This is a genomic window from Streptomyces sp. NPDC107575 (assembly GCF_055657265.1).
Genome location: NZ_JBVKBG010000007.1, coordinates 386,580 through 405,777, shown reverse-complemented (window position 1 = coordinate 405,777; position 19,198 = coordinate 386,580). Strand labels below are relative to the sequence as shown.

At 71.3% G+C, this 19,198-nt stretch carries 16 protein-coding genes; 1 reads left to right on the top strand and 15 read right to left on the bottom strand.

The window, feature by feature from the left end:
* Nucleotides 1–22: 22 nt before the first annotated feature.
* From carB to pyrR, 6 genes are all read right to left on the bottom strand, one after another.
* A complete protein-coding gene (gene carB / locus ACZ7L4_RS34300) occupies nucleotides 23–3,331 on the bottom strand; it encodes a carbamoyl-phosphate synthase large subunit (protein ID WP_472108677.1) in 3,309 nt (1,102 codons plus the stop codon).
* Complete coding sequence (gene carA / locus ACZ7L4_RS34295; RefSeq protein ID WP_472108676.1) at nucleotides 3,324–4,466, bottom strand: glutamine-hydrolyzing carbamoyl-phosphate synthase small subunit; 1,143 nt, start codon at nucleotides 4,464–4,466, stop codon at nucleotides 3,324–3,326. The genes carB and carA overlap by 8 nt, the downstream gene beginning before the upstream one ends.
* Nucleotides 4,463–5,035, bottom strand: a complete 573-nt coding sequence (locus ACZ7L4_RS34290) for a PH-like domain-containing protein (protein WP_472108829.1) — start codon at nucleotides 5,033–5,035, stop codon at nucleotides 4,463–4,465. The genes carA and ACZ7L4_RS34290 overlap by 4 nt, the downstream gene beginning before the upstream one ends.
* Before the next feature lie 5 nt (nucleotides 5,036–5,040).
* Nucleotides 5,041–6,330, bottom strand: a complete 1,290-nt coding sequence (locus ACZ7L4_RS34285; protein WP_472108675.1) for a dihydroorotase — start codon at nucleotides 6,328–6,330, stop codon at nucleotides 5,041–5,043.
* A 2-nt stretch (nucleotides 6,331–6,332) separates the two neighbouring features.
* A complete protein-coding gene (locus ACZ7L4_RS34280) occupies nucleotides 6,333–7,322 on the bottom strand; it encodes an aspartate carbamoyltransferase catalytic subunit (RefSeq protein WP_472108673.1) in 990 nt (329 codons plus the stop codon).
* A gap of 102 nt (nucleotides 7,323–7,424) precedes the next feature.
* Nucleotides 7,425–7,997, bottom strand: a complete 573-nt coding sequence (pyrR, locus tag ACZ7L4_RS34275; protein ID WP_266721807.1) for a bifunctional pyr operon transcriptional regulator/uracil phosphoribosyltransferase PyrR — start codon at nucleotides 7,995–7,997, stop codon at nucleotides 7,425–7,427.
* A gap of 244 nt (nucleotides 7,998–8,241) precedes the next feature.
* Between pyrR and bldD the strand changes: the two genes are divergently transcribed.
* Complete coding sequence (gene bldD, locus ACZ7L4_RS34270; protein ID WP_266721805.1) at nucleotides 8,242–8,742, top strand: transcriptional regulator BldD; 501 nt, start codon at nucleotides 8,242–8,244, stop codon at nucleotides 8,740–8,742.
* A 155-nt stretch (nucleotides 8,743–8,897) separates the two neighbouring features.
* On the opposite strand, the gene ACZ7L4_RS34265 is transcribed toward bldD, so the two are convergent.
* The 9 genes from ACZ7L4_RS34265 to aroC form a co-directional block, all read right to left on the bottom strand.
* The gene (locus ACZ7L4_RS34265) at nucleotides 8,898–10,340 is read right to left on the bottom strand and encodes a pyridoxal phosphate-dependent decarboxylase family protein (RefSeq protein WP_472108672.1); all 1,443 of its coding nucleotides are present in this window, start codon (nucleotides 10,338–10,340) and stop codon (nucleotides 8,898–8,900) included.
* Complete coding sequence (locus ACZ7L4_RS34260) at nucleotides 10,337–11,821, bottom strand: MFS transporter (RefSeq protein WP_472108671.1); 1,485 nt, start codon at nucleotides 11,819–11,821, stop codon at nucleotides 10,337–10,339. Before ACZ7L4_RS34260 ends, ACZ7L4_RS34265 begins: the two co-directional genes overlap by 4 nt.
* A 106-nt stretch (nucleotides 11,822–11,927) precedes the next feature.
* Nucleotides 11,928–12,362 (bottom strand): transcription antitermination factor NusB, encoded by a 435-nt coding sequence (gene nusB, locus ACZ7L4_RS34255; RefSeq protein WP_450817605.1) that lies wholly within the window; start codon nucleotides 12,360–12,362, stop codon nucleotides 11,928–11,930.
* 2 nt (nucleotides 12,363–12,364) lie between these two features.
* Complete coding sequence (efp, locus tag ACZ7L4_RS34250) at nucleotides 12,365–12,931, bottom strand: elongation factor P (RefSeq protein ID WP_450817606.1); 567 nt, start codon at nucleotides 12,929–12,931, stop codon at nucleotides 12,365–12,367.
* A gap of 61 nt (nucleotides 12,932–12,992) precedes the next feature.
* The gene (locus tag ACZ7L4_RS34245; protein ID WP_472108670.1) at nucleotides 12,993–14,111 is read right to left on the bottom strand and encodes an aminopeptidase P family protein; all 1,119 of its coding nucleotides are present in this window, start codon (nucleotides 14,109–14,111) and stop codon (nucleotides 12,993–12,995) included.
* Nucleotides 14,112–15,363: 1,252 nt separating this feature from the next.
* A complete protein-coding gene (locus ACZ7L4_RS34240) occupies nucleotides 15,364–16,242 on the bottom strand; it encodes a Pro-rich N-terminal domain-containing protein (protein ID WP_472108669.1) in 879 nt (292 codons plus the stop codon).
* 134 nt (nucleotides 16,243–16,376) lie between these two features.
* A complete protein-coding gene (aroB, locus tag ACZ7L4_RS34235; protein ID WP_472108668.1) occupies nucleotides 16,377–17,477 on the bottom strand; it encodes a 3-dehydroquinate synthase in 1,101 nt (366 codons plus the stop codon).
* Nucleotides 17,474–17,992 (bottom strand): shikimate kinase, encoded by a 519-nt coding sequence (locus ACZ7L4_RS34230; RefSeq protein WP_472108667.1) that lies wholly within the window; start codon nucleotides 17,990–17,992, stop codon nucleotides 17,474–17,476. The genes aroB and ACZ7L4_RS34230 overlap by 4 nt, the downstream gene beginning before the upstream one ends.
* The gene (gene aroC, locus ACZ7L4_RS34225) at nucleotides 17,989–19,173 is read right to left on the bottom strand and encodes a chorismate synthase (protein WP_385763055.1); all 1,185 of its coding nucleotides are present in this window, start codon (nucleotides 19,171–19,173) and stop codon (nucleotides 17,989–17,991) included. The genes ACZ7L4_RS34230 and aroC overlap by 4 nt, the downstream gene beginning before the upstream one ends.
* Between the last annotated feature and the right edge of the window lie 25 nt (nucleotides 19,174–19,198).

Genomic DNA, 19,198 nt, shown 5'->3' with positions numbered 1-19,198 from the left:
CTCTTGGGCTGCTACTGGATCCTTAGTCGCGGGCCGCGGTCAGGTGCTCCGCGTGCTCCTGCAGGGAGCGCACGCCCACGTCGCCGTGGCCCAGCGCCTCGATGCCCTGGACGGCCGCGGCGAGCGCCTGGACCGTGGTCAGGCACGGCACGGAGCGGGAGACCGCCGCCGTACGGATGTCGTAGCCGTCGAGGCGGCCGCCGGTGCCGTACGGGGTGTTGACGATCAGGTCGACGTCGCCGTCGTGGATCAGCTGGACGATCGTCTTCTCGCCGTTCGGGCCCTCGCCCTCGGACTGCTTGCGCACGATCGTGGCGTTGATGCCGTTGCGCTTGAGGACCTCGGCGGTGCCGGAGGTGGCGAGCAGCTCGAAGCCGTGGGCGACCAGCTCGCGCGCCGGGAAGATCATCGAGCGCTTGTCGCGGTTGGCGACGGAGATGAACGCCCGGCCCTTCGTCGGCAGCGGACCGTAGGCGCCCGCCTGCGACTTGGCGTACGCCGTGCCGAAGACGGAGTCGATGCCCATGACCTCGCCGGTGGAGCGCATCTCCGGGCCGAGGACCGTGTCGACGCCGCGGCCGTGGATGTCGCGGAAGCGCGACCACGGCATGACGGCCTCCTTGACGGAGATCGGCGCGTCCATCGGCAGCGTGCCGCCGTCGCCGGTCTTCGGGAGCAGGCCCTCGGCGCGCAGCTCGGCGACCGTGGCGCCCAGCGAGATGCGGGCGGCGGCCTTCGCGAGCGGCACCGCGGTCGCCTTCGAGGTGAAGGGGACCGTGCGGGAGGCGCGCGGGTTGGCCTCCAGGACGTAGAGGATGTCCCCGGCCATGGCGAACTGGATGTTGATCAGGCCGCGCACGCCGACGCCCTTGGCGATGCCCTCGGTCGAGGCGCGCAGGCGCTTGATGTCGTGGCCGCCGAGCGTGATCGGGGGCAGGGCGCACGCCGAGTCGCCGGAGTGGATACCGGCCTCCTCGATGTGCTCCATGACGCCGCCGAGGTAGAGCTCCTCGCCGTCGTAGAGCGCGTCGACGTCGATCTCGATGGCGTCGTCGAGGAAGCGGTCGACGAGGACCGGCCGCGAGGGGCTGATCTCCGTCGACTCCTCGATGTACGCGGAGAGGCGCTCCTCGTCGTAGACGATCTCCATGCCGCGGCCGCCGAGCACGTACGACGGGCGGACCAGGACCGGGTAGCCGATCTCGTCGGCGATGGTCTTCGCCTCCGCGAACGTCGTCGCGGTGCCGTGCTTCGGCGCGGGAAGACCGGCCTCGGCGAGCACGCGGCCGAAGGCGCCGCGGTCCTCGGCGGCGTCGATCGCCTCCGGCGGGGTGCCGACGATCGGGACGCCGTTGTCCTTGAGCGCCTGCGCGAGGCCCAGCGGGGTCTGGCCGCCGAGCTGCACGATGACGCCCGCGATCGGGCCCGCGAGGGACTCCGCGTGGACGATCTCCAGGACGTCCTCGAGGGTCAGCGGCTCGAAGTAGAGGCGGTCGGACGTGTCGTAGTCCGTGGAGACCGTCTCCGGGTTGCAGTTGACCATCACGGTCTCGTAGCCGGCGTCGCTGAGCGCGAAGGAGGCGTGGACGCAGGAGTAGTCGAACTCGATGCCCTGGCCGATGCGGTTCGGGCCGGAGCCGAGGATGATCACGGCGGGCTTCTCGCGCGGCGCGACCTCGGACTCCTCGTCGTACGAGGAGTAGAAGTACGGCGTCTTGGCGGCGAACTCGGCGGCGCAGGTGTCGACCGTCTTGTAGACCGGGCGGACGCCGAGGGCGTGCCTGACCTCGCGGACGACGTCCTGGCGCAGGCCGCGGATCTCGGCGATCTGGCGGTCGGAGAAGCCGTGCCGCTTGGCCTCGGCGATCAGGTCCTTCGTCAGCTCGGGGGCCGCGGCGAGCTCGTCGGCGACCTCCTTGATGAGGAAGAGCTGGTCGACGAACCACGGGTCGATCTTCGTGTAGTCGAAGATCTCCTGCGGCGTGGCACCGGCGCGGATCGCGTCCATGACGGTGTTGATGCGGCCGTCGGTCGGCCGGACGGCCGCTTCGAGGAGCGCGGTCTTGTCGCCGACCTCGCCGACGAAGGAGAACTGCGAACCGGCCTTCTCCAGCGAGCGCAGCGCCTTCTGGAACGCCTCGGTGAAGTTGCGGCCGATGGCCATGGCCTCGCCGACCGACTTCATGGTCGTGGTCAGCGTGGAGTCCGCGGACGGGAACTTCTCGAAGGCGAAGCGCGGGGCCTTCACGACGACGTAGTCGAGCGTCGGCTCGAAGGACGCGGGGGTCTTCTCGGTGATGTCGTTCGGGATCTCGTCCAGCGTGTAGCCGACGGCCAGCTTGGCGGCGATCTTCGCGATCGGGAAGCCGGTGGCCTTGGAGGCGAGCGCGGAGGACCGGGAGACGCGCGGGTTCATCTCGATGACGATGATGCGGCCGTCGTCGGGGTTCACCGCGAACTGGATGTTGCAGCCACCGGTGTCGACGCCGACCTCGCGGATGATCGCGATGCCGATGTCGCGCAGGCGCTGGTACTCGCGGTCGGTGAGGGTCATCGACGGGGCGACGGTGATCGAGTCACCGGTGTGCACGCCCATCGGGTCGAAGTTCTCGATGGAGCAGACGACCACGACGTTGTCGTTCTTGTCGCGCATCAGCTCCAGCTCGTACTCCTTCCAGCCGAGGATGGACTCCTCCAGGAGCACCTCGGTGGTCGGGGAGAGCGTGAGGCCCTGTCCGGCGATGCGGCGCAGCTCCTCCTCGTCGTGCGCGAAGCCGGATCCGGCGCCGCCCATGGTGAAGGAGGGGCGGACGACGACGGGGTAGCCGCCGAGCTCCTCGACGCCCTTCATGACGTCGTCCATGGAGTGGCAGATGTACGAGCGGGCGGACTCGCCGTGCCCGATCTTCCGCTTGACCTCCTCCACGACCTCCTTGAAGAGGTCGCGGTCCTCACCCTTGTTGATCGCCTCGACGTTGGCGCCGATCAGCTCGACGCCGTACTTCTCGAGGACGCCCTGGTCGTGCATCGAGATCGCGGTGTTGAGCGCGGTCTGGCCGCCGAGGGTGGGCAGGAGCGCGTCGGGGCGCTCCTTGGCGATGATCTTCTCGACGAACTCGGGGGTGATCGGCTCGACGTACGTGGCGTCGGCGATCTCCGGGTCGGTCATGATCGTCGCCGGGTTGGAGTTGACCAGGATGACCCGCAGGCCCTCCTTCTTCAGCACCCGGCAGGCCTGGGTGCCGGAGTAGTCGAACTCCGCGGCCTGGCCGATGACGATCGGGCCCGAACCGATGACGAGTACGGACTTCAGGTCGTTGCGCTTAGGCACGGGCGGACTCCATCAGGGACACGAAGCGGTCGAACAGGTACGCGGCGTCGTGCGGACCGGCCGCCGCCTCGGGGTGGTACTGGACGGAGAAGCCCGGCTGGTCGAGCAGCTGGAGCCCCTCCACGACGTCGTCGTTGAGGCACACGTGGGAGACCTCGGCGCGGCCGAACTTGGTGTCGCTCACCTTGTCGAGCGGCGCGTCCACGGCGAAGCCGTGGTTGTGGGCGGTGACCTCGACCTTGCCGGTGGTGCGGTCCTGCACCGGCTGGTTGATGCCGCGGTGGCCGTACTTCAGCTTGAAGGTGCCGAAGCCGAGGGCGCGGCCGAGGATCTGGTTGCCGAAGCAGATGCCGAACAGCGGCGTCTTGCGCTCCAGGACGGCGGTCATCAGCGCGACCGGGCCCTCGGCGGTGGCCGGGTCGCCCGGGCCGTTGGAGAAGAACACGCCGTCGGGATTTACGGCGTACACGTCCTCAGGGGTGGCGGTGGCCGGCAGGACGTGCACCTCGATGCCGCGCTCGGCCATCCGGTGCGGGGTCATGCCCTTGATGCCGAGGTCGATGGCGGCGACGGTGAACTTCTTCGTGCCGATCGCCGGGACGACGTACGCCTCCTTGGTGGCGACCTCCTCGTACAGGCTCAGGCCCTTCATCGCGGGCTGCGCCTGGACGCGGGCGACGAGCTCGGCGTCGGCCGGGAGGGTCTCGCCGGAGAAGATGCCGGAGCGCATGGAGCCGCTCTCGCGCAGGTGGCGGGTGAGGGCGCGGGTGTCGATGCCGGAGATGCCGACGATGTCCTGCGCGACCAGCTCGTCGTCCAGGCTGCGCTTGGCGCGCCAGTTGGACGGTACGCGCGCGGGGTCGCGCACCACGTAGCCGGAGACCCAGATGCGCTTCGACTCGTCGTCCTCGTCGTTCCAGCCCGTGTTCCCGATCTGCGGGGCGGTCGCGACCACGATCTGGCGGTCGTACGACGGGTCGGTGAGGGTCTCCTGGTAGCCGGTCATGCCGGTGGAGAACACGGCCTCGCCGAAGGTCTCCCCCACGGCCCCGTAGGCGCGGCCGCGGAACACCCGGCCGTCCTCCAGGACGAGCACGGCGGGAACCTTTTCGGTTCCCCTGGTGGAGGTGGTCATCGTGCGGTGCCTTCCGTCGTGATCTTCGTGTCGATCATGTTGTTGATTGCGGTGACCCACTCCGCCTGCTCGGCGGCGTGGTCGGAGCGGAATCCGGAGTCGATCAGCTTGTCGCCGTGCGCCCAGGTGACGATGAGCATGCCGCCCTCGGTGAGGACCTTGCCCGCGATGCCCTTGTCCAGCCGCGCCTCGCGCAGCGCGGCCGCCGGGACGAAGAAGTCGCTCGCCCCGGGGCGTACGACGTTCAGGCCCTCGTCGGTCAGGCTCAGCTCGACGCGGCTGCGGGTGCCGAGGCCGTGCGCCACGATGCGGTCGAGCCACTGCCCGGCGCTGGTGGAGCCGTGGTACCGGCCGCTCAGCTCCAGTTTCACCGGGCCCTGCTCGGAAGGCGCGCTGGGCAGCTCCGGCAGGTCGCCCTGCAGGGTGCCGCGCCACTTCCAGCCCTGGCGCATCAGCCAGTAGACGAGCGCGATGAAGAGCAGCAGACCGACGATCCAGCCGATCCGGTTCGGCCAGTCGGTCACCTCGGCCGACTTCTGTTCGGCGGCGAGGACGGCGAGTGGTTGCAGAGGTGTCACGCGAGCTTCCCGTCGGCGAGGGTGGCCTTGCCCCGCAGCCAGGTGTGGGTGACGCGCCCCGGCAGCTCACGGCCCTCGTACGGGGTGTTGCGGCTGCGGGAGGCGAAGCCCGCGGGGTCCACGTCCCCACGGTAGTCGGCGTCGACGAGAACGAGGTTCGCGGGCTCACCTGCCGAGACGGGACGTCCATGGCCGTGGGCCCGGCCGATCTCGGCGGGCTTCACGGACATCCGGTCGGCAACCCCGGCCCAGCTCAGCAGGCCCGTCTCCACCATCGTCTGCTGCACCACGCTGAGCGCGGTCTCCAGGCCGACCATGCCCATGGCGGCGGCGGCCCACTCGCAGTCCTTGTCCTCGTGCGGGTGCGGGGCGTGGTCGGTGGCGACGATGTCGATCGTGCCGTCGGCCAGCGCCTCGCGCAGGGCCATCACGTCCTTCTCCGTACGAAGCGGCGGGTTGACCTTGTAGACCGGGTTGTACGAGCGCACCAGCTCGTCGGTCAGGAGCAGGTGGTGCGGGGTGACCTCGGCGGTGACGTCGATGCCGCGGGACTTGGCCCAGCGGACGATCTCGACGGAGCCGGCGGTCGACAGGTGGCAGATGTGCACGCGGGAGCCGACGTGCTCGGCGAGCAGCACATCGCGGGCGATGATCGACTCCTCGGCGACGGCGGGCCAGCCACCGAGGCCGAGTTCGGCGGAGACGGTGCCCTCGTTCATCTGGGCGCCCTCGGTGAGGCGGGGCTCCTGCGCGTGCTGCGCGACGACGCCGCCGAAGGCCTTCACGTACTCCAGGGCGCGGCGCATGATCACGGCGTCGTGGACGCACTTGCCGTCGTCGGAGAAGACGGTGACGCCGGCGGCGGACTCGTGCATGGCGCCGAGCTCGGCGAGCTTGACGCCCTCCAGGCCGACGGTGACGGCGCCGATGGGCTGCACGTCGCAGTAGCCGTGCTCCTGGCCGAGCCGGTAGACCTGCTCGACGACGCCGGCGGTGTCGGCGACGGGGAACGTGTTGGCCATGGCGAACACGTTCGTGTAGCCACCGGAGGCGGCGGCGCGGGTACCGGTGAGGACCGTCTCGGAGTCCTCGCGGCCGGGCTCGCGCAGGTGGGTGTGCAGGTCGACGAGGCCCGGCAGGAGGACCTTGCCCTCGGCCTCGACGACGGTCTCGACGCCGTCGGCGCTCAGGCCGGTACCGACCTCGGCGATGACGCCGCCGTCGATCAGGACGTCCTGCGGCTCGCCGCCGAGCACCTTCGCACCACGGATCAGGGTCTTGCTCATCGTTACTTCGTCTCCTCGGAACCGGTGGGGCGGGTGTGGCTGACGGCGGGCTCGTTGCCGCCGAGAAGCAGGTACAGGACGGCCATCCGCGTGTGCACGCCGTTGGCGACCTGCTCGATGACCGTGCAGCGGTCGGAGTCGGCGACCTCGGCGGTGATCTCCATGCCGCGGACCATCGGGCCGGGGTGCATCACGATGGAGTGCTCCGGCATCCGCGCCATGCGGTCGCCGTCGAGTCCGTAGCGGCGCGAGTACTCGCGCTCGGTCGGGAAGAACGCGGCGTTCATCCGCTCGCGCTGGACCCGCAGCATCATCACGGCGTCGGACTTCGTGAGCGTCGAGTCCAGGTCGTAACTGACCTCGCAGGGCCAGCTGTCGACGCCGACGGGCACCAGGGTGGGCGGCGCTACGACGGTGACCTCGGCGCCGAGCGTGTGCAGCAGGTCGACGTTCGAGCGGGCGACGCGGCTGTGCAGCACGTCGCCGACGATCGTGACGCGCTTGCCGTCCAGGCCCTTGCCGATGCCGGCGTCCGGTCCTACGAGGCGGCGGCGCATCGTGAAGGCGTCGAGCAGCGCCTGCGTGGGGTGCTGGTGGGTGCCGTCACCGGCGTTGATGACGGGCGCGTCGATCCAGCCGGAGGTGGCGAGCCGGTACGGGGCGCCGGACGCGCCGTGCCGGATGACGACGGCGTCGACGCCCATGGCCTCGAGGGTCTGCGCGGTGTCCTTGAGGGACTCGCCCTTGGAGACGCTCGACCCCTTGGCGGCGAAGTTGATGACGTCGGCGGACAGACGCTTCTCGGCGGCCTCGAACGAGATCCGCGTCCGCGTCGAGTCCTCGAAGAAGAGGTTGCAGATGGTCCGGCCGCGCAGCGCGGGCAGCTTCTTGATGGGCCGGTCGGCGACGCGGGCCATCTCCTCGGCGGTGTCGAGGATGAGCACGGCGTCGTCGCGGGAGAGGTCGGCGGCCGAGATGAGGTGTCGCATCATCTGGGGTGCTCCGTAAGGCAGTTCAGGAGATTCAGGACATACGGGCGCGCGAGGGCACACCTTTGGGGCCGTACGCGTACGCGCGCACGACAAGAAGGAGTGCTACTGCTCGGCCGCCTGGGCGTCCGGCTTGGCACCGAGCAGCACGGCGTCGCGGCCGTCCTCCTCGGCGAGCTGGACCTTGACCGTCTCCCGCAGCGACGTGGGGAGGTTCTTGCCGACGTAGTCGGCACGGATGGGGAGTTCGCGGTGGCCGCGGTCGACGAGGACGGCGAGCTGCACGGCACGCGGGCGCCCGATGTCGTTCAGCGCGTCGAGGGCGGCGCGGATGGTGCGGCCGGAGAAGAGCACGTCGTCGACGAGGACGACGAGGCGGCCGTCGATGCCGTCACCGGGGATCTCGGTGCGGGCGAGCGCGCGCGGCGGGTGCATGCGCAGGTCGTCGCGGTACATCGTGATGTCGAGCGAGCCGACGGGGATGGCGCGGCCGGTGATCTCTTCGAGCTTCTCGGCCAGCCGGCGGGCGAGGAAGACGCCTCGCGTGGGAATGCCCAGGAGGACCACGTCCTCGGCGCCCTTGGCGCGCTCGACGATCTCGTGGGCGATACGGGTCAGTACCCGCGCGATGTCAGGGCCTTCGAGTACCGGCCGAGCATCGGACTGCTGCGTGTCCATACGAAACGGACCCCCTTCTCCGCCTCACGGGACGGACCTTAAAGGACGTCGGATTTTGCGGTGTCAACACTACCAGCCCCCGCAACATCACTGATCACCCGCCTGGAGGTGCGGGACGGCCGAATTCACGAGAAGGTCGGTACGGACCATTCGGCTTGACGCGGCCAAGTAACGCTGCGTAACCTCACAGTGAGTTACAGCCACGCGGCGCAGCCGCTTAGTGATGCAGTGTCCGGGGAGCTATATGTCCAGCGAATACGCCAAACAGCTCGGGGCGAAGCTCCGCGCGATCCGTACCCAGCAGGGCCTTTCCCTCCACGGTGTCGAGGAGAAGTCCCAGGGACGCTGGAAGGCGGTCGTGGTGGGGTCGTACGAGCGCGGCGACCGTGCCGTGACCGTGCAGCGCCTCGCCGAACTGGCGGACTTCTACGGCGTGCCGGTGCAGGAACTGCTGCCGGGCACCACCCCGGGTGGCGCCGCCGAGCCGCCGCCGAAGCTGCGCCTCGACCTGGAGCGTCTGGCCCACGTGCCGCCGGAGAAGGCGGGCCCGCTGCAGCGTTACGCCGCCACGATCCAGTCGCAGCGCGGTGACTACAACGGCAAGGTGCTGTCGATCCGCCAGGACGACCTGCGCACCCTCGCCGTCATCTACGACCAGTCGCCCTCGGTCCTGACCGAGCAGCTGATCAGCTGGGGCGTGCTCGACGCGGACGCGCGTCGCGCGGTGGCGCACGACGACGTCTGATCCGGCCACACGCAGCAGAAACGTCACAGCCCTGAGGGGGCGGAGCGATTGGGCTCCGCCCCCTCAGGGGTTTCGGGCCCAGGGACACCGGACCCCGCTGCCTCTCGTCCGACGGCGAGGCTGAAATACCCGACCGGCCAGCCGGAGCCTTCCCCTCATGTCCGGTACAGGCGTCCGATCACCTCGGGCAGCAAGCGCGCGCTCAGCCGCGGCGGCAGCGCCTGGAGAACCGCGAGCACGGGCGCCATCCGCTCCGGCAGCCGGCCGCCCTCCCCCACCCCGGCGAGCGCCAGCGCGACCTCCACCTCCTCCGAGGTCAGTGCGTCCGGGTCCAGCGTGCCCGCGGCCTCGACGACCTCGGGATCCACCCGAACGGGCCCCAGCTTCCGCGCCCGTTCGACCGCTTTCTCCAGCTCGGCGAGGAGCAGTCGCGCGGTCTCCTCTTGCGCGACGGCCGCGGTCACTGTCAGATGCAGGGTTGCCGGTGACGCTCCGAACGCCGGCTGCGGCTGCAGATACCAGCCGCTCCCCCGCAGCTCGTCCGCCACCACGAAGACATCGATGTCCGGGTCGTCGGAGGCCACGGCGATCAGGGACGCCTCGGGCCGCGCGGCGAGCCGCAGACCGCCGATCCCCTCGACACCGTCGGCGAGCGCGCGGGTCGTGCGGTGTACGCGCGTCGACAGCACCGCGTAACCTTCGGCGCCGACGCGCTCCGTCACCGCCCAGGCCGCCGCGAGGGGCCCGGCCGACTTGGTGCCCTGGAGCGTGGAGTTGACCACGGGGTAGCCGGGCCAGGCGGCGTGCGCGAACCAGCCGTGGCGGCGCAGCCCCGCGTCCCGGAACAGCAGCAGCGAGGCCCCCTTCGCCGTGTACGCGTATTTGTGCAGGTCGACGGAGAGCGACGTGACGCCGGGGACGGACAGGTCGAACTCCGGGATGTCCGGTACGTCCCGCTCCTGCCGCGCCGTGAGCCGCAGATGCCCGAGGTACCAGCCGCCGATGCACGCGTCGACATGGCACAGCACCCCGCGCCGCTCCGCCTCCCGCGCCACCTCGACGACCGGGTCGATGACCCCGTGCGCGTACGAGGGGGCGGAGACGACGACCAGGGCGGTGCGCTCACTGATCGCCGCGGCCACGTCCGCCGGGCGCACCTTGAAGGTGTCCGGGTCTACGGGGACGCTCACCACGGCCAGGCCGAAGAGCTCGGCGGCCTTGTGGAAGGCGGCGTGCGCGGTCTCCGGGAGCACGAGTTCGGGCTCGGTCACCCCGCGCTCCTTGCGGGCGTGCTGACGCGCGGTCAGGACGGCGAGCAGGCAGCTCTCGGTGCCGCCGCTGGTGAACGTGCCCGCGCTGCCGCCGAGCAGCGCGGTGGCCCGGCGCACCAGGTCGTTCTCCAGCTCCACGACGCTCGGGAACGCCGTCATGTCGAGCCCGTTGACCCCGGCGAAGGCGGCCTGCGCGGCGTTCGCCAGTTCGTCGAGGCCTTCGAGCCCGGAGTCGTAGACGTACGCCATCGTGCGGCCGCCGTGCACCGGCAAGTCGCCTGCGCGCAGTGCGGTCAGCCGGGCCAGGATCGGGTCGTCGGTCGTCATGCGGACTCCTCGTCTCGCTGGGTGGGCTCTTGGTGCTCGCCCGGCGCGGTGGACTCGTCGAAGTCGGCGCGCAGGCGGATCAGTTCGGACTCGGTGAGGCGGTACCTGGCCAGCAGCGGAAGGCTCAGCGCGAGCAGCAGGGCGGGCAGCGCGCCGAAGCCGACGACGATCGCGGTCAGTGCCGAGCCGGGCTGCGCGACGCGATCGGTGGCATCGGACGAGACGAACCCGCCGAGCGCGAGCACGAGCCCGAACAGGCCGGGGCCCAGGGCGAGCCCGAGTGTCTCACCGGCGGTCCACAGGCCGGTGAAGACTCCGGCCCTGCGCCGCCCGCTGGTGTAGGCGTCGGCCGCGATCGCGTCGCCGAGCATCGCGAGCGGCAGCATCTGCACGCCCGCGTACCCGATGCCCGCCATGGCGACGGCCACATAGACCGCCGTCGTCGGCAGTTCCCGTCCCCCGGCGGCGCCGAGCGCTCCGAGCAGGAAACACGCGGAGGCCCCGACTGCCGCGTTCCGCTTGCCCGTTCGGCGGCCCACGGCCAGCCACAGGGGCATCGCGAGGAGCGAGGGCACGATGAGGCAGGCGAACAGCACGGTGGTGGCGCTCGGCCGGTCGAGGATGTACGTCGCGAAGTACTGGGTGCCGGCGAGCATCAGGCCGGACGCGGTGGCCTGCACGACGTACGCGCCAAACAGCCGTCCGAAGGGCGCGTTGCCCCGGGCGGCGCGCAGCTGTGCGCGCAGGCCGGGCTCGCCCGTTGTACGTATGACGTCCACTGGGGCGGATGTGCCGTCCAGCGTTGTACGTATGACGTCCTGGGTTGTACGTATGACGCTCCGCGTTCCCGCCGTGGCAAGCACCGCCGCCAGCATCCCCACCGCGAGCAGCCCGCCGATCACCACGCCCATCAGCCGGTATCCGCCCGCGCTCCCCCGGTCGTCGCCGGTGGCGCCCGCGAGGATCGGGGCGACGGAGCCGGACAGCAGGATGGCCACGGCGAGGAAGGCGACGCGCCACGCCATGACACGGGCCCGCTCGTCCGGGTCCCCCGTCAGCTCCGCGGGCAGGGCGACGTACGGCACCTGGAAGCAGGCGTACGCGGAGGCGCAGAGGAGGAAGAGGGCGGCCACGTACGCGGCGGCGGGCCCGCCTTCAAGCCCGGCGGGCGCCGCGAACATGCCCGCGAAGCAGACCGGCAGGGTGAGCGTGCCGAGCAGCATCCAGGAGCGGCGGGGGCCCAGGCGCGAGCGGTTGCTGCGGTCGGAGCGGCCGCCGACCCACGGGTTGAACAGCACGTCCCACGCCTTGGGCAGGAAGACGAGCAGCCCCGCCAGGCCCGCTCCGACGCCGAGCACATCGGTCAGGTAGTAGAGCAGCAACAGGCCCGGGACCGTGCCGAAGGTTCCGGTGGCCAGGGATCCGAGACCGTAGCCGATGCGCACGCGCGCGGGGAGGGAGTCCGGTCCTGTCGGTGACATGACCAGAACCTAATGAAGATCCCCGGAAACGCACCAGGCCCGGAGCAGAACATTGTTCATGTTCTGCTCCGGGCCCGCGGAACGGTGCTGCGCTCGGCGGCGGGGCTCAGGCCTCGTCGCGACGCAGGGTGGACTTCAGGTCCTTGAAGCGACCGAGCAGTCCGTTGATGAACGCCGGGGACTCGTCGGTGGAGAACTCCTTGGCCAGCGAAACGGCCTCGTCGAGCACCACGGCGTCCGGGGTCCCGTCGACCCAGACCAACTCATAGGCGCCGAGCCGCACGATGTTGCGGTCGACGACCGGCATCCGGTCAAGGGTCCACCCGACGGAGTACTGCGAGATGAGCTCGTCGATCCGGGCCGCCTGCTTGGCGTACCCCTCGACCAGCTCCATCGTGTACTCGCTCACCGGCGGCTGCCGCGTGTCGCTGCGGGAGTGCCGGATCCAGTCCGCGAGGACCGTCAGGGTGTCGGCGCCGCGCTGGTCTGCCTCGAAGAGGATCTGAAAGGCGCGCTTGCGGGCCGTATTACGGGCAGCCACGGTTAGCTGTTCACCCGGCCGAGGTAGTCGCTGGAGCGGGTGTCGACCTTGATCTTCTCGCCCTGGGTGACGAAGAGCGGGACCTGGATCTGGTGGCCGGTCTCCAGGATGGCGGGCTTGGTGCCACCGGTGGAGCGGTCGCCCTGGACGCCCGGCTCGGTCTCCTGGATGACCAGCTCGACGGCGGCCGGCAGCTCGACGAAGAGCACCTCGCCCTCGTACTGGGCGACCGTGGCCTCGAAGCCCTCGATCAGGAAGTTGGCGGCGTCGCCGACGGCCTTCTTGTCGACGTGCAGCTGGTCGTAGGTCTCCATGTCCATGAAGACGAAGTACTCGCCGTCCATGTAGGAGAACTGCATGTCGCGCTTGTCAATGGTGGCCGTGTCGACCTTGACGCCGGCGTTGAACGTCTTGTCGACGACCTTGCCGGAGAGCACGTTCTTGAGCTTGGTGCGCACGAAGGCAGGGCCCTTGCCGGGCTTGACGTGCTGGAACTCGACGACGGACCAGAGCTGGCCCCCGTCGAGCTTGAGCACCAGGCCGTTCTTGAGGTCGTTCGTGGAAGCCACGGTTTCGGAATCTCCTGGACTGACGTGGACGACCCAGGTGCACGCGAGCAGCCTTTGCGGGCTAGAGCGCGAGCAGCTCCTTGGTCGTGATGGTGAGTAGCTCGGGTCCGCCGTCCGCCTCGGGGCGGACGACGAGCGTGTCATCGATCCGGACGCCGCCCCGTCCCGGGAGGTGGACCCCCGGTTCGACGGTGACCGGCACACAAGTGTCCAGTTTACCCATGGCTGCGGGGGCCAACTGCGGGTCCTCGTCGATTTCGAGTCCCACCCCGTGTCCGGTCAGTGGCGCGAGCCCGTCACCATACCCTGCCGCGTCCAGGACGTGACGCGCGGCCCTGTCGACTTCGCGGCACTCGACGCCCGGCGCGAGGCTCTCGCGCGCGGCCCGCTGGGCGGCGAAGACCAGTTCGTACAGCTCGATCTGCCAGTCCGCGGGCGAGGTTCCGATGACGAACGTACGACCGATCTCGCAGCGGTAACCGCGGTACGTGGCTCCCAGGCACACGGAGAGGAAGTCGCCCTCCTCGACCCGGCGGTCGCTGGGGCGGTGGGCGACGCGTCCCGAGTTCGGGCCCGTGCCCACGGAGGTGGGGAAGGCGGCGCCGTCGGCGCCGTGGTCGACAAGTCGACGCTCCAGTTCGAGGGCGAGGTGCCGCTCCGTACGGCCCACGAGAATCGATTCGAGCAGTTCACCGAGCGCCTGGTCGGCGATCTCCGCCGCGATCCGCAGGCAGGAGATCTCCTCCTCGTCCTTGACGAGACGGAGCTGCTCGACGCCGCTGTTGAGGTCGAGCAGGCGGAGCCGGGGCGCGACGGAGCCGAGCGCGCGGTGCCGGGCCACGGTCAGGTGGTGCTCCTCGACGGCGAGCGAGTCCGCTCCGCGGGAGGCGGCCACGTCCGCGGCGGCGACGGCCGGGTCGCCCGCGGGCACGTCCAGGACCTGTACGCGCAGCGCCTCGTCGATCCGGCCTTCGACGGGTTCGTCGCCGGGCGCCCGCGCGCACAGCAGGAGATCATCGCTGCCGCCGGGGTCGCGGCCCAGCAGGAGGGCGGCGCCGTTCGGTGCCGTTCCCGCCAGGTAGCGGACGTTGGCGGGCCGCGAGACGAGGGTGGCCGCGCTGCCACCCGCCGTCGCGCGCTCTCTGAGCCGGTCCCGTCGGGCCGCGTACACCTCTGCCATGTCGCCGAGCGTACGAGCGGGTGGGCTCGGCAGCCGCCGGAGCGCGTCCGGACGGGTCCCTCCGGGGGGAACGGGTGGGCTGCCGCCGGTGCGGGTGGGGTTTGCCGGGGTGGGCGGAGCGGTGCGCGGTACCGCGGGGCGTGGGGCCGCCGGGGTTGTGGCCGCCCGGGGCGTGGCCGCTCACCGGGGCCCACGTCTGTCGCGACCCCTGGCGCGGCGCCGCACCACCCCGGCTTCGCCGACCCCGGCCACCTCCCACTCACCCGCCCCCTCCAGGGGTTTCGGCCCGACCGGGGTCCGGCCGCGGATCGTTACGGGTACGGGTCCCGGGCCCAAGAGCTCATTCGAGGTTGACGCCTACCGTGCTGAGCACACGGCACCGAGCCCGGAGCTGCACCGGGGCCGCCGCACCGCGTGATCGACGCAGGCGCCGCATCCCCAACCCCACAGCGCCCGCTCACCTCCCACCCGCCGCCCCCTCCAGGGGCTTCGGCCCGTCCGGGCCCGGCCCGCCGCGTCGGTGTTGGGGCCTGACCTGACAGATACGCGGGTACGGAGTGCCCGACCTCCACCGTGGCCGGAGCCTCATCTCCGTTGCGCGGCACCGTGCGCCGCCTTGCCCACCCTGCCGCCCAAGGCGGCAGATTGCCCAAGGCGGCAGCGGCCGACCGCAACGGGTGGGGAGCCGTCCCCACGGCACAGTGCCCAAGACCGTGACAGCCGACCGCAACAGGGGGGCAGCCGTGCCCCCGTGGCAGATTGCCCAAGACATGGTTCGGTCGACCACGGATGGCGGGGAGCCGTGGCGGCGGCAGGTTGCGGCACCCCGTGAGGCCGACGCCCCCGGAGGGGGCGGGTGGGTGGGAGATGGGCGGAGGAAACTGGCCCGGTGCGCCGCAGGCCCTGGTCAGCCGGAGGCAACCGGCACGGCACGGCACGGGCATCGCACACCCTCATCCGCCGCAATCAACCCGCCCGGCACGGCGCACACCCTCGTCCGACAGACCCACCGTCGCGCCCGGCCCGGCCGACCCGCCGGAACCAAGCCCGCCCGGCCGACCCCACCGGAACCAAACCCGCCCACACCACCGTCGCGCCCGGCCCAACCGACCCCACCGGAACCAACCTCGCCCGGCCGACCCGCCGGAACCCACCTCGCCCGCACCACCATTGCGCCCCGCCGGACCACCAGAACGCCCCCGTCCCCGCCCAGCCACCCCGCCCGAGCCACGCCCCTCGTCCTACCCCACCCTCACCACTTCGGCGGGCTCGCGATCGCTCGGGCCAGGACCTCGTCCAGGACCTGGGCCGTGCCGGGCACGTCCAGCTGGGAGTTGTCGATGATCGGGAGGCCCGAGCCGTACCAGCCGGCCATGCGGCCGTGGATGCGGGCGACCTCCTCGTCGGTGAGACGCCGGTTGCCGCTGCGCCGGGAGTTGCGCTCCAGGACGATCTCCAGGCCGGGCAGGAGGACGACCGGAAGAAGGCCGGGCCCCACGTGCCGCTTCCAGCCGCCCAGGCCCACCACGGGCCGGTCCGGGAACACCGCATCGTCGAGGATGCAGGAGATTCCATTCGCCAAAAAGTTCCGCGCGGCGAAACCGCAGGTGCGGCGGGCCAACCGGTACTGCGCCTCGCTGTTGTCGTTCCACCCCGACTGCGGGTCGGCGAAGCCCGAGCGCACCCATTCACGTACGTCGTCGAGGCTGATGTGGGCCGTTGGGACGCGCCGGCTCTCCGCCCAATGGCGGGCGACGCTCGTCTTGCCCGCGCCCGCGGGCCCGATGAGCAGCACGGCGAGCGTGGTCGAGGTGGCGTCGGCGGGCGCCTGCGCGGGCGGCGGGCTCGGCACGGCGACGGGCGCGCCGGTCGGAAGCTGCACATGACCCGTGGTCTCGCGCGGCGGCTGCTGCGGCGGATGCGCGGCCTGCGGCGGTGGCGGGGCGGGGGCCTGCGGCGCCTGGATGTGCGGCGGCTGCGCGGGCGGGTGGTGCGGCGGCGCTCCGCTGAAGCCCGGCATGCCCGGCGGCGGCGGTGGCTGAGGCGCGTGACTCGCCTGCGGCAAGGGGCCGGACGGCACCTGCCCCGGCCGATGGGGCGGCGGCAGCGGAGACCCCCCTGCGTGCTGCATCCGGTGCCACTCCATCTCGTACGACGGTCAATTGGGCGCCGGCGAACGGGGCGCTACTGAACGGTACCGTCCCCGGCCGCCGTTGTGTGAACGGCCGGGGAGGTCACGACGTGCCCGAACGTGAACGGACCGCCCTATTCCGCCACTTCGCCGTACGCGGCGAGCAGCACGGCGGGGTCGGGCCCCTCGAGAACGGTCGGCCTGCCGAGCCCGTCGAGGACGATGAAGCGCAACAGGTCCCCGCGGGACTTCTTGTCGACCTTCATCGTTTCGAGGAGCTTGGGCCACTGGTCGTAGCGGTACGACAGCGGCAGGCCCACGGACTCCAGGACCGTGCGGTGCCGGTCGGCCGTCGCGTCGTCCAACCGGCCCGCCAGGCGCCCGAGTTCGGCGGCGAAGAGCATGCCGACGGAGACCGCCGCGCCGTGCCGCCACTTGTAGCGCTCGTTCTTCTCGATGGCGTGCGCGAGCGTGTGCCCGTAGTTGAGGATCTCGCGCAGGCCCGCCTCCTTGAGGTCGGACGAGACCACCTCGGCCTTGACCCTGATGGCGCGCTCGATCAGCTCGGCGGTGTGCTTGCCGGTGGGCGTGCGCGCCGACTCCGGGTCCTCCTCGATGAGTTCGAGGATCTTCTCGTCGGCGATGAACCCGGCCTTGATGACCTCGGCGAGCCCGGACACGAAGTCGTGCACGGGGAGGGAGTCGAGCGCCGCCAGGTCGCACAGGACCCCGGCCGGCGGGTGGAAGGAGCCCACCAGGTTCTTGCCCTCGGCCGTGTTGATGCCGGTCTTGCCGCCGACCGCCGCGTCCACCATGGCGAGCACGGTCGTCGGGATGGCGATCCAGCGCACGCCGCGCAGCCACGTCGCGGCCACGAACCCGGCGAGGTCCGTGGTCGCGCCGCCACCGACGCCGACGACGACGTCGGAGCGCGTGAAGTTGGACTGCCCGAGGGCCTTCCAGCAGTACGCGGCGACCTCGGCGGTCTTGGCCTCCTCGGCGTTCGGCACCTGGATGGCGATCGCCTCGAAGCCCTGGTCGGCCAGGTCCGCGCGGAGCGCCTCGCCGGTCTCGGCGAGCGCCTCCGGGTGCACGATGGCGACGCGCTTGACCTTGTCGCCGATCAACGAGCCCAGCTCGCCCAGGAGTTGACGCCCCACCAGGACCTCGTACGGGTCCGTGCCGGCGGTCCCGCCGACGTGGATACGGGTGACCTGCTCCGGCTGCTCGCTCATGCCTGCTTCAACTCCAGTGCGTCGAGGACCGCTTCGGCGACCTCTTCGGGGGTGCGGCCGTCGGTGGCGACGACCACCCGGGCGACCTCGGTGTACAGATGCCTGCGCGCCTCCATCAGCTCCCGCCACTGCTTGCGCGGGTTGACGGCGAGCAGCGGCCGGGCCGCGTTCAGGCCGGTGCGCTTGGCCGCCTCCTCGACGTCCATCGAGAGATAGACGACGGTGGGGTGGGCGGCGAGCAGGGCGCGGGTGTCGGCGTCGAGGATCGAGCCGCCGCCGAGCGCGAGGACGCCCTCGTGCTCGGCGAGCGCCGTCGCGACGGAGGCCTTCTCCAGGGCGCGGAAGTGCGCCTCGCCCTCGTCGACGAAGATGTCGGCGATGGTGCGGCCCTGTGCGGTGACGATGTCGTCGTCGGTGTCCCGGTAGGCGCAGCCGAGCCGCTCGGCGAGCAGCGCGCCCACCGTCGACTTGCCGACACCCATCGGTCCGACGAGGACGACCTGCGGGCCGCTCACCGGATCTGGAGGTTGTCGAGGTACGACGTGACGTTGCGCCGGGTCTCCGGCACGCTGTCGCCGCCGAACTTCTCCGCGACCGCGTCCGCGAGGACGAGCGCGACCATGGCCTCGGCGACGATGCCGGCGGCCGGCACGGCCGAGACGTCGGAGCGCTGGTGGTGGGCCTGGGTGGCCTCGCCGGTGGCGACGTCGACGGTCTTCAGGGCGCGCGGCACGGTCGCGATCGGCTTCATCGCCGCGCGCACGCGCAGCAGCTCACCGGTGGACAGGCCGCCCTCGGTACCGCCCGCGTGCCCGGAGACGCGGCGGATGCCGTCGTCCGTCTTCACGATCTCGTCGTGCGCCTGCGAACCGGGCACCCGCGCCAGCTCGAAGCCGTCGCCGATCTCGACTCCCTTGATGGCCTGGATGCCCATGAGCGCTCCGGCCAGGCGGGCGTCGAGCTTGCGGTCCCAGTGCACGTGCGAGCCGAGGCCCACGGGCACGTCGTAGGCGAGGACCTCGACGACGCCGCCGAGCGTGTCGCCGTCCTTGTGGGCCTGGTCGACCTCGGCCACCATCTGCTTCGACGCGTCGGCGTCCAGGCAGCGCAGCGGGTCGGCGTCCAGCTTCTCGACATCGGCGGGGGTCGGGTAGACGCCCTGCGGCGCCTTGACCGAGCACAGCTCGACGACGTGGGAGACGATCTCGATGCCGGCCGTCTCCTTGAGGTACGACCGGGCGACCGCGCCGAGCGCCACGCGGGCGGCCGTCTCGCGGGCGGAGGCGCGCTCCAGGATCGGGCGGGCCTCGTCGAAGCCGTACTTCTGCATGCCCGCGAGGTCGGCGTGGCCGGGGCGCGGGCGGGTCAGCGGCGCGTTGCGCGCCATGTCCTTGAGGATCTCCGGGTCGACCGGGTCACCGGACATGACCTGTTCCCACTTGGGCCACTCGGTGTTGCCGACCATGATCGCGACCGGCGAGCCGAGGGTCAGTCCGTGCCGGACACCGCCGAGGAACGTGACCTCGTCGCGCTCGAATTTCATCCGGGCTCCGCGGCCATAGCCGAGGCGGCGCCGTGCCAGGTGGTCCGCCACCATCTCCGTGGTGATCGGAACGCCGGCGGGAAGTCCCTCCAGCGTCGCGACGAGTGCGGGGCCGTGCGACTCCCCCGCGGTCAGCCAGCGCAACCTGCTCAACGGTGCTCCTCATGCTCGCGCTCTG

Coding starts and splice junctions, on each gene's coding strand:
- ACZ7L4_RS34285 (WP_472108675.1), bottom strand. CDS start 6,330: ATGAGCAAGACCCTGATCCGTGGTGCGAAGGTGCTCGGCGGCGAGCCG.
- aroB (WP_472108668.1), bottom strand. CDS start 17,477: ATGAGCGAGCAGCCGGAGCAGGTCACCCGTATCCACGTCGGCGGGACC.
- bldD (WP_266721805.1), top strand. CDS start 8,242: ATGTCCAGCGAATACGCCAAACAGCTCGGGGCGAAGCTCCGCGCGATC.
- ACZ7L4_RS34280 (WP_472108673.1), bottom strand. CDS start 7,322: ATGATGCGACACCTCATCTCGGCCGCCGACCTCTCCCGCGACGACGCC.
- ACZ7L4_RS34265 (WP_472108672.1), bottom strand. CDS start 10,340: ATGACGACCGACGACCCGATCCTGGCCCGGCTGACCGCACTGCGCGCA.
- carA (WP_472108676.1), bottom strand. CDS start 4,466: ATGACCACCTCCACCAGGGGAACCGAAAAGGTTCCCGCCGTGCTCGTC.
- ACZ7L4_RS34245 (WP_472108670.1), bottom strand. CDS start 14,111: ATGGCAGAGGTGTACGCGGCCCGACGGGACCGGCTCAGAGAGCGCGCG.
- pyrR (WP_266721807.1), bottom strand. CDS start 7,997: ATGGACACGCAGCAGTCCGATGCTCGGCCGGTACTCGAAGGCCCTGAC.
- ACZ7L4_RS34260 (WP_472108671.1), bottom strand. CDS start 11,821: ATGTCACCGACAGGACCGGACTCCCTCCCCGCGCGCGTGCGCATCGGC.
- ACZ7L4_RS34240 (WP_472108669.1), bottom strand. CDS start 16,242: ATGCAGCACGCAGGGGGGTCTCCGCTGCCGCCGCCCCATCGGCCGGGG.